Origin of the sequence: Aphanizomenon sp. CS-733/32, assembly GCF_028330045.1 — a bacterium.
GTDB lineage: Bacteria > Cyanobacteriota > Cyanobacteriia > Cyanobacteriales > Nostocaceae > Dolichospermum > Dolichospermum gracile.
This window is the reverse complement of sequence record NZ_JAQMSE010000027.1, coordinates 1-9,654: the sequence shown is the minus strand read 5'-3', so window position 1 is coordinate 9,654 and position 9,654 is coordinate 1. Positions and strand designations below refer to the sequence as shown.

At 39.5% G+C, this 9,654-nt stretch carries 10 protein-coding genes; 7 read left to right on the top strand and 3 right to left on the bottom strand.

Features of this window, described 5'->3' with window-relative positions; genetic code table 11:
- Positions 1 to 425: 425 nt before the first annotated feature.
- The 6 genes from PN471_RS02030 to PN471_RS02005 all read left to right on the top strand — a co-directional run bounded on the left by PN471_RS02030 (position 426) and on the right by PN471_RS02005 (position 6,990).
- Positions 426 to 2,114 (top strand): potassium channel family protein, encoded by a 1,689-nt coding sequence (locus PN471_RS02030; RefSeq protein ID WP_193898143.1) that lies wholly within the window; start codon positions 426 to 428, stop codon positions 2,112 to 2,114.
- Positions 2,115 to 2,448: 334 nt separating this feature from the next.
- Positions 2,449 to 3,171 (top strand): 6-phosphogluconolactonase, encoded by a 723-nt coding sequence (gene pgl / locus PN471_RS02025; RefSeq protein WP_271775450.1) that lies wholly within the window; start codon positions 2,449 to 2,451, stop codon positions 3,169 to 3,171.
- A gap of 156 nt (positions 3,172 to 3,327) precedes the next feature.
- A complete protein-coding gene (locus tag PN471_RS02020; RefSeq protein ID WP_271775449.1) occupies positions 3,328 to 4,305 on the top strand; it encodes an FHA domain-containing protein in 978 nt (325 codons plus the stop codon).
- Between the two features lie 194 nt (positions 4,306 to 4,499).
- Complete coding sequence (gene argB, locus PN471_RS02015) at positions 4,500 to 5,396, top strand: acetylglutamate kinase (protein WP_193894990.1); 897 nt, start codon at positions 4,500 to 4,502, stop codon at positions 5,394 to 5,396.
- 235 nt (positions 5,397 to 5,631) lie between these two features.
- Positions 5,632 to 6,153, top strand: a complete 522-nt coding sequence (locus tag PN471_RS02010) for a tetratricopeptide repeat protein (RefSeq protein ID WP_193894992.1) — start codon at positions 5,632 to 5,634, stop codon at positions 6,151 to 6,153.
- A 21-nt stretch (positions 6,154 to 6,174) separates the two neighbouring features.
- Entirely contained in the window at positions 6,175 to 6,990 is an 816-nt protein-coding gene (locus tag PN471_RS02005; RefSeq protein ID WP_271775447.1) for a DUF3153 domain-containing protein, read from the top strand.
- Positions 6,991 to 7,235: 245 nt separating this feature from the next.
- Here the strand turns inward: PN471_RS02005 and PN471_RS02000 are convergent, their stop codons facing one another.
- The 3 genes from PN471_RS02000 to PN471_RS01990 all read right to left on the bottom strand — a co-directional run bounded on the left by PN471_RS02000 (position 7,236) and on the right by PN471_RS01990 (position 8,280).
- Positions 7,236 to 7,508, bottom strand: a complete 273-nt coding sequence (locus PN471_RS02000; protein WP_271775446.1) for a type II toxin-antitoxin system RelE family toxin — start codon at positions 7,506 to 7,508, stop codon at positions 7,236 to 7,238.
- Complete coding sequence (locus tag PN471_RS01995) at positions 7,495 to 7,707, bottom strand: hypothetical protein (protein ID WP_193894996.1); 213 nt, start codon at positions 7,705 to 7,707, stop codon at positions 7,495 to 7,497. The genes PN471_RS02000 and PN471_RS01995 overlap by 14 nt, the downstream gene beginning before the upstream one ends.
- A 264-nt stretch (positions 7,708 to 7,971) precedes the next feature.
- Positions 7,972 to 8,280: a CRISPR-associated protein Csx3 gene (locus tag PN471_RS01990; protein WP_271775445.1), complete on the bottom strand. Its 309-nt coding sequence runs from the start codon at positions 8,278 to 8,280 to the stop codon at positions 7,972 to 7,974.
- A 223-nt stretch (positions 8,281 to 8,503) separates the two neighbouring features.
- On the opposite strand from PN471_RS01990, the gene PN471_RS01985 reads away from it, so the two are divergent.
- On the top strand, positions 8,504 to 9,499 hold the full coding sequence (locus PN471_RS01985) for a protochlorophyllide reductase (RefSeq protein ID WP_271775444.1): 996 nt from the start codon (positions 8,504 to 8,506) through the stop codon (positions 9,497 to 9,499).
- Positions 9,500 to 9,654 lie beyond the last annotated feature (155 nt).

Here is a 9,654-nt window from a genome sequence, read left to right as displayed (position 1 = left end):
TTTTTTATAATAACATAAAATCAATATTTTGTTCGTTTCGTCGCTGTAGCCTTCTTTGTTTTCGCTACGCTCAAATACAATTTGGGCTACGCAACTCAACTCACGCGCATTCATCCCACGCTCCTAAGAGTGAGACGTGGAGCTTCTGCTGATTAAGCTAATCTGCTATTGCCCAACAGACATAAGGACGAGAACGGGCTATGGTGAACCCCAGGGAGGGGAAACCCCGCCCCTACTAATTTAAATTGGGTAGATTTTTAGTTATTAATTTTTAATTTCCTGGAGATAAATATCGTGTGTTCAGTTACAGTTATTTTGCCGCAAATTAAGCAACAATAAGGATTCTTGAATTCAATTCTGAGTCAGTGATGCTTTTCTTGATAACTGATATGTAGCCCTTTATATAAATTTTATGTTGCGGTTTTATGAAACCTCGAATTATTGTTTGTGGCTTAGGACGTACTGGATATAAAATCTTTCGCTTACTCAGACAACAGGGGGCTTTGGTAGTAGGTATTCATCGCAAACCTGTTTCTGGTGAACCTGCTGGTAATGTAATTGTTGGTGAGTTACACGCAGCTTCTACTTTACAAGCGGCAGGAATTACAGAAGCACATACTTTAGTAATTGCCACTTCTGATGATGCTTTGAATTTATCAATTATGATGCAAGCACGGGTTCTTAATCCCCAGATTCGGATTATTAATCGGTTTTATAATACGAATTTAGGTGAACGTCTTGATCAAACTTTGTCGAATCATTTAAGTATGAGTGTTGTGGGTTTGGCAGCACCTGTATTTACCTTTGCGGCTTTGGGGAATAAGGCTATTGGTCAAATTAAGTTACTTGAGCAAATTTGGCCAATTCAAGAGGAATATATCCACGAAAATCATCCCTGGAAAGGCAGAAAAATCAGTGATTTATGGGAAGATCCCACAAGGATGCTGATTTATTATGTGGCTGTGGAAGGCAAGCTAAATTTAGTATCTGCGGTGCTTTTGGAACAACAATTAAGAGTAGGCGATCGCTTAATTATTGGTACTCAACCTCGCATTCGTCCCCAACGTAAGTCATTAGTCAGAAAATTAGTTAAAGTTTTTGCCAATATTCGGGAGTTTCAGAAACACGCCCAATCAGTTGTGGGTATGGCAATTGCTTTATTCGTAATTATTTTACTATCCACTTTTACCTATGTTGCTAGTAAACATAGTATCTCTTTTATTGATGCTTTATATTTTGCTGTTGGCATGATTACGGGGGCTGGTGGTAATGATAAGGTTGTCGAAAATGCACCAGACAGCATTAAGTTATTTACTATTGTGATTATGCTAATTGGGGCTGCGGTAATTGGGATTTGGTACGCGATGCTGACGGATTTTATCCTGGGTAGTCGCTTAAAACAATTTTTGGATGCGGCAAGAATTCCTCAACATCATCATTATATTGTTTGTGGTTTAAGTGGTATTGGCATTAGAATTGTTCAACAATTGCACCTGAGTGGCCATGAGGTAGTAGTTATTGAAACAGATGCTAATAATAGATATGTGACTACTGCTAGAGGAATGAGTATTCCCGTTATTCTTGCTGATGCCAGTTTTCGGGCTACTTTAAACGCAAGTAATATTCACACTGCTACCGCAGTTTTAGCTGTTACTAATAATGATGCGACTAATTTGGAAATTGCCCTCAAGGCTAAGTCTTTAGCACCAAAGATTCCTGTAATTGTCAACTATGCTGATCCTGATTTTGCTGGTATAGCACAACAGGTATTTGATTTTGAGGCTGTATTTAGTCCTGCTGAACTCGCTGCTCCTGCTTTTGCTGCGGCTGCTCTCGGTGGTAGGATTATTGGTAATGGGATTATTGCTGATAATTTATGGGTAGCTTTTGCAACTACTATTACACCAATACACCCTTTTTGTGATGAGTGGGTGAAGGATGTGGCTAAGTTTGCGGATTTTGTGCCTTTGTATGTGGAAATCAACCATGAAACTGTACAAGGCTGGGATTTGCTGGAAACAATTCTCGCTCCCGGAGATGTGCTGTATTTAACTATGCCCGCTAATAGGTTAAATCAGTTATGGCGAGAAGAGGGAAAGGGGATCGGGGTTTAGTTGATTTTTATTTGATGATAGTCCTTCCTTATCAATCTCAATCATATCAAATTCTCAGCCGGAAGTCAACACTTAATTGGTAATTGGTGAAAACTATTCTTCCTCCTGACTCGGTGACTCCGAACTCCTGACTCCGAACTCCGATTAGTACAACTGACTACTGACAACTGACTAAAAATGATGGTAAAGAAGGTAGAGGACGATATTTCATGGCTAGGCTAGGCATTAGCTTAGGCTTAACCTGATGATATTAAAAGTTTCTAGGGTTAAACCGGAAAATTGTCAGAAGTTCGCTATGGTATTGCAAAGAAACAGGCTATGTGTTGATAATGCCATGAACAAAACTGTTGAAGTCCATTCCAATGTATCCGCACTCGTTCAACGGGCGCTAGAACTGATCCTGTCGAAATTGGAACCTGCTATTAGCGAACGGGGGCAATTTACAATTGCTTTGTCAGGGGGTAGTACACCAAAACCTTTGTATGAGGCGATAGCTAATCAAAAGTTGCCCTGGGATAAAATTCATGTATTCTGGGGAGATGAGCGTTATGTACCAGCAGATCATCCTGATAGCAATGAACTGATGGCGAGACGTGCATGGTTAGATCAGGTGGAACTTCCCCAGGCGAATATTCATGCTATCCCTACTTTATCTGCTAACCCAGAGGTAGATGCAGCTAAGTATAACCAGCATCTGCAAAAATTTTTTAATTCGGCATCGGGAGAGTTCCCAGCATTGGATGTAGTTTTACTGGGAATGGGTGATGATGCCCATACTGCATCTTTGTTTCCCTACACGGAAGCTCTCAAGGTGAGCGATCGCTTAGTTACTGTTGGTAATAAAGATGATAATCTTCGCATCACTTTTACTTACCCATTTATTAACGCGGCTCGCAGTGTGATTTTTATGGCTGCTGGTGCGAATAAAAGACCAGCTTTAGCCCAAATTTTTGCACCCGTAGCGGATGATTTCGCCTATCCATCGCGGTTAATTCGTCCCCAAGGAGAACTCTACTGGTTGCTAGACGCGGCGGCTGGTTTGGAACTCCAACATTAAGTATGATTTTTGAGATTTGGCTGATTGAGATGATGAGAAATTATCACCAAGGATCAACCTGTTCTCACTGTAAGTAATTTTTAGCATCACTAGCTAAAGTTACTTATGTGCTTGTCAGTAATATTTTTACAACGACCTTCACTAAGGCTTAAATCCATGATCGTCTGCCCTAATTGCAATCATCCCAATCCAGACGGCGCTGTTCAATGTGAAGCTTGCTATACGCCGTTACCAGCTACAGCTAGTTGTCCTAATTGTGGAGCAACAGTACAGTCAGATGCCGCTTTCTGTGGTCAGTGCGGTTACAATCTCCATTTTGGCGCTACTCCCACAGTCGCCTCAACTGGTGCTGTTAATCCTGTACCAGCGCCAGTAGTTGCTCCTGACTTAATGATGCAACTGTTACAGCCTGATGTCTTGCAAGTTGCGCCCCCAGCTAATCCTCCCGTATCTGCACCTGTAACGCCAGAACCAGAAGTTTATATTCCGTCTGTACTTACTTCTGCACCTGCACCTGTGGTCGTAGTTCAGGAACAAGCTGTTTATGTTCCTTCTGTACCTGCACCAGTAGCACCAGAACCAGCAGTTTATATTCCGCCTGTACTGACTCCTCCACCCGCACCAGTAGCGCCAGAACCCGAAGTTTATATTCCGCCTGTACTCACTCCTGAACCTGTGGCTGTTGCAGTACCAGAATCTGAGCCTTATATTCCCCCGGCTTATGTACCCCAGATAGATCCTATATCTATTCCTGAAGTTACCCCAGTCGCACCATCAGGAAAGGTGGCAACCACTCAATTACAACAGGTAGTAGCGCGGTTATTCCATGTTCAAGCGAATCAGGAAATAGAGTTACCACAAAATCTCTCGGTTGTGCATATTGGTAAGCCTAATGATCGTGTTCCCCCAGATATAGATGTTTCCGGGTTCGCAAATTCAGAGATCGTTTCGCGGATTCATGCAGATATTCGGATTGAGGGAGATGCTTGTTATATAGAGGATGCGGGTAGTTCTAATGGTACTTACATTAATAATTTACCTTTATTACCAGGTAACAGACATCGCCTTCGTCCAGGCGATCGCATCAGCTTGGGTAAGGGAGATTTAGTTACTTTCTTGTTTCAACTTTCTTAGGAACAGGTGACAGGTGACAGGTGACAGGTTAGAGGTGACAGTGAAGAGGTAAGAGGAAAGAGAAAAATATTCTCCCCTGCCCCCCCTGCCTCTTCTCCCCCTGCCCCTGCCCCCCCTGCTATGATCACAACAGGTTATTAACTCTTGTTGCTAGTTATCCCATAAACTATATAACTAGCAACTTGGGTAATAACATGATTAATGATACAGAATATATCAGGCAAGCTGAAGCTAATCGCGTAGAAATTCTCAGCGAAGCCCTGCCTTACATTCAACAATTCGCCGGTCGTACCGTTGTGGTTAAATACGGTGGCGCAGCGATGAAGGATAGCTCCCTCAAAGATAAAGTTATTCGTGATGTGGTGTTCTTATCTTGTGTGGGCTTACGACCGATTTTAGTGCATGGTGGTGGACCAGAAATTAATAGTTGGTTAGGTAAATTAGGAATTGAAGCGCAGTTTAAAAATGGTTTGCGCGTAACTGATGCACCAACAATGGATGTAGTGGAAATGGTGTTGGTTGGGCGGGTGAATAAGGAAATTGTGGCTTTGATTAATCAAGCTGGGGGAATGGCTGTAGGGCTTTGTGGTAAGGATGGTAACTTAATTAAGGCTCGTCCTCAAGGTGATGAAGGGATTGGTTTTGTGGGGGAAGTGAGTAATGTCAATATCAAGATATTAGAAACACTTGCGAGTAATGGCTATATTCCGGTGGTTTCCAGCGTGGCGGCGGATGAAACTGGACAGGCTTATAATATTAATGCGGATACGGTAGCGGGGGAAATAGCCGCTGCTTTGGGGGCGGAAAAGTTAATTTTGCTGACTGATACGAGAGGAATTTTAAGAGATTATAAAGACCCTTCTACCTTAGTTCCCAAAGTGGATATTCGGGAGGCGCGACAATTAATTGCTGATGGTATAGTTAGTGGGGGGATGATTCCGAAAGTGAATTGTTGTGTGCGATCGCTTGCCCAAGGAGTTAAAGCTTCACATATAATTGATGGACGCATTCCTCATGCCTTATTGTTAGAAGTATTTACAGATGTGGGAATTGGAACAATGATTCTGGGTTCTCATCAGTCGAAACAATAATCGGAATGGGGGACAAGTTACAGCAAAATTAATTCAGCCAGGGAATCAATTCCCTGTCTAATAGCTCAAGTCATCTAAAGATGACTAAATATAGCTCAAAAATTTTAAAATCGTTTAGTAAACTGCTAAACTCCTACAGAAATCATCAGTAAGACTTCATTTATCTACAATCTGCTGTAAGTTAAAATTCAAGCTATTTAAGAACAATTAACAACTGACAAATGACCAATGACCAATGACTACAGAAAATTTAGAACTCGCTAAATCGTATTTCCAAATTGGGACAACTGCTTTTGAAAATGGTCAATATCGGGAAGCTGTAGAAAATTTAGAAAAAGCCAGTACCCTATTAGGAAAAAATACCCAGTTTGCTGGTGAAATAGAAATCTGGTTGGTGAATGCTTATGAAGCTGCGGGACGTTCCGAAGAAGCGATCGCTCTTTGTCAACAACTCAGCCGTCATCCCCATTATGAAATTCGTCAGCAAGCAAAACGCCTAGTTTATATTTTAAAAGCACCCAAACTGAACAGACCAAAAGAATGGATGACAGAAATTCCTGATTTTGGTATAGTTTCTGATAACAAATCTAAAATAATTGTCACTTCCCAACCGCAAAAATCTACATCTAAACCAAAACCTGTAGAACGGGAATACATTGACTTGAGTACGGTCAATACTAAAGACAATAATTTCGTTTGGGTAGGTTTAATTTCTGTTGGTTTGATAATTTTCTATTTAGTTTGGTTAAGTTTTTAGCAAATAAGGAGAGATTTAGTTATGAATGTATTCTCTGTCATTAAGATGATATCAAATTTCAGAAAATCTGTGTTTTTTTCTATTAGCAAAATCAGAAAAATTACTAAAATCAAACCAATTGTCTTGATGGTGATACTTTCTTCATTACTATTATCTGGTTGTGTCAAGTATGATTTAGGAGTGAACTTTAACAGCACAAATAATGGTGAATTAATACAGCATATTCAGTTATCGGAAAAAATCACTCTTTTTGGCAGTAATTATCTCTCCGAATGGTTAAAAAATTTAGAAAATCGAGCGCGAACATTAGCAGGTTCAATAGAGAGAGTTTCAGCATCAGAAATTATTGTTAAAATTCCCTTTACCAGTGCGCAGGAATTACAAGAAAAATTTACTAGTTTTTTCAATACTCGCACTGCTGAAGATAGTGATGGTTCGGAACTGGCAAATCTTAGCTCAACTTTAGTTGCAGAAGATAGGAATTTTTTCCTATTTTCTAGAAATCATTTAGTTTATGATTTAGACTTGCATTCTTTAGCTATGCTGACGACAAAAGGTGATAGTTCTCTTGTCAATTTAGACTTTAGCTTACAGACACCTTGGGGAATGGAGAATATTCAAGATGATGAAAATTCTATCCAACCAGAAAAGCATGGTAATCAACTAGTATGGAGACTTAAAGTAGGGGATATGAATCATGTAGAAGTAGTGTTTTGGTTGCCGAACTTTCTGGGAATTGGGACTTTGTTGATTATCGGTTTTGTGTGGTTGGGATTATATCTGAGATATAGGTTATTACCAAGTCCGAGTATTCAGTTAACGGTGAAAGAGTTGTAAAATATTGGAATCACCTGAGTTCGACATAAGATAATTTTTGGAAAACTGCCTCAAATATGAGTCTCAAACCCTTATGATCTCGTTGAAAAAATCATAACTCCTAACTCCTAACTCCTAACACCGAACTCAGGTGAACTCAGGTGGAATCAGGATGTAATTACTTCCTGAAAATGGAAAATGTTGGGTTTTATCAACCCAGTTTCCAGAATTTAGTAGAATCAAAAGAGCGATCGCACTATTGCAAATCAAGGAAAAATTTTATAGATTTCGCTACGATGTGCAACTCTTTGACATAAAATAGTTTGAGTTTCTTGATTAAGAGTTAAACCAATTCTATAATCTCCTATTCTAATTTTATATTTATCTTTGTAACCTTTCATTTTTCCAAGATAGCCTAACTCAAAAGGATTTTCTATTTCTAATTCAGTAAAAGCAATTGCTTCTATCCGAGATTGAATCTCTTTAGGTAAGGATGCTAATTCTTTTAAAAATTTCTTTGTATATTCAACTTTCCACATTGTTATTTTTAAGTAATTCTAAATATTTTAAAGCTTCATTTTTAGATAAAATTTCATCAGTTTCTACTTCTTCCATCAGTTTTGCTAATCCATAATTTTCTAAAATTTCCTCTATTTGTTCAAACTCACTAATAGGAATTTGTACAGCAATTGGTTTTTGATTTTGATCTAAAACATAATTCTTATTGATTTGTAGCATTAATTTAACTCCTAAATCATTAGGTAGATTATAGCATATTGTCTTTCCTGTTCCCTGATCACACAAGTAAATTCACAGAATCAAACCGGATTCCTATATAATGATTTATAGTTTATTGATCTCGTTTATTAATTGACTTGAGTACGTTCAAGAGTATTCAGTTAACATTTTAAACCCTCTCGCAGACAAGATTTACCCGACTGTGGCGGACGAAATAAGACAACTTTCACCATTTCAGCCATTTTGATTTCCTCTCTCTAGGCTTCAATCAATCAAATCTCCCAGGTTATATGCTGGGTTGTGTGTGATGCAAATCACATACTTACTTAGTTTCGGATCAAAACAACCAATTGCTCCGTAAATATGTGCTAACTTATGTGCCAACACAAAAGCCACAGGAATAGAAATCGGTCCATTAATCCTCAATAATTGACCTCCTGCTAACTTCCCCGACCGTGCCATTTCCTCCAACTGTGTAGCAGCATCTTTGACAATTTGGTCATTTTGAGCAATACTGTAGCCAAAACCCACCTGCAAAATATCGTCTTTTAAATCAATCTTATAAGTAGTCATTACCTTTACTGATTCATTAATAATCACATCATATATGGCATTGGAAGTAGCCTATTCCAGATTAGTCTATGCTGAAATTACAAACTGAAATTAACCCAGGTGGGTTTTGCCGCCCCGCTTACAAGAAAAAAGCCCAAGAAGTCAGGGATCTCGAAAAACATGAGATTATGAGATTATAGTAGACTGTTTTGTCATAAACCTATCATCAAAGGAGTCTGAATAAATGGAACAAAATCGTAAGTCAACAGCAATCATTACAGGCGCTTCTTCAGGAGTTGGTTTGCAAGCAGCGAAAGCTCTCGTAGACAAAGGAAACTGGCACGTTATTATGGCTTGTCGTGATTTAATCAAAGCCGAAAAAGCTGCTCAAAGTGTGGGAATCCCAGCAAATAGCTACACACTCATGCAAATTGATTTAGGCTCTTTAGAAAGCGTTCGACAATTTGTAAATAATTTCCGAGCTACTGGCAGAACCGTAGAAGCTTTGGTTTGCAACGCTGCCATTTATATGCCTTTAATTAAAGAACCTTTATTTTCTCCTGAAGGATATGAATTAACCGTTACCACAAATCACTTGGGACATTTTCTCCTCTGTAATTTGATGTTGGCAGATTTGCAAAAGTCACCTGCAACTGATAAACGATTGGTAATTTTGGGAACTGTTACCCACAACCCAGATGAATTGGGTGGAAAAATTCCTCCTCGTCCAGATTTGGGTAATTTTGAAGGTTTTGCCGCAGGTTTCCAAAATCCCATTTGCATGATTAACGGTAAGGAATTTGAACCGGTTAAAGCTTACAAAGATAGTAAGGTGTGTAATGTTCTGACTATGCGCGAACTACATAACCGTTTTCATGAATCTACTGGCATTACTTTCAGTTCTCTCTATCCGGGTTGTGTGGCAACTACGGCTTTATTCCGCAATCACTATCCTCTGTTCCAGAAGATTTTCCCCCTGTTCCAAAAGTATATCACTGGGGGATTTGTGACTGAAGAATTATCAGGAGAGCGGGTGGCAATGGTGGTTGCTGATTCTGAATACAAACAATCTGGTATTTATTGGAGTTGGGGAAATCGTCAAAAAGAAGGCAGAACATCTTTTGTGCAAAAAGTTTCCCCCCAAGCAAGAGATGATGAAAAAGGTAACCGGATGTGGGATCTTAGCTATCAGTTGGTAGGATTAGGAAAAGAATCTGAAAAGGCAAAATCTCTAATTTAGTCAGTTGTCAGTTGTCAGTTGTCATTGGTAAAACTCTTACCTGTTCCCTGTAACCTGTCACCTGTAACCTGTAACCTGTAACCTGTCACCTGTCACCTGTCACCTGTCACCTGTAACCTGTCACCTGTCACCTGTTCCCTGTCACCTGTCACCTG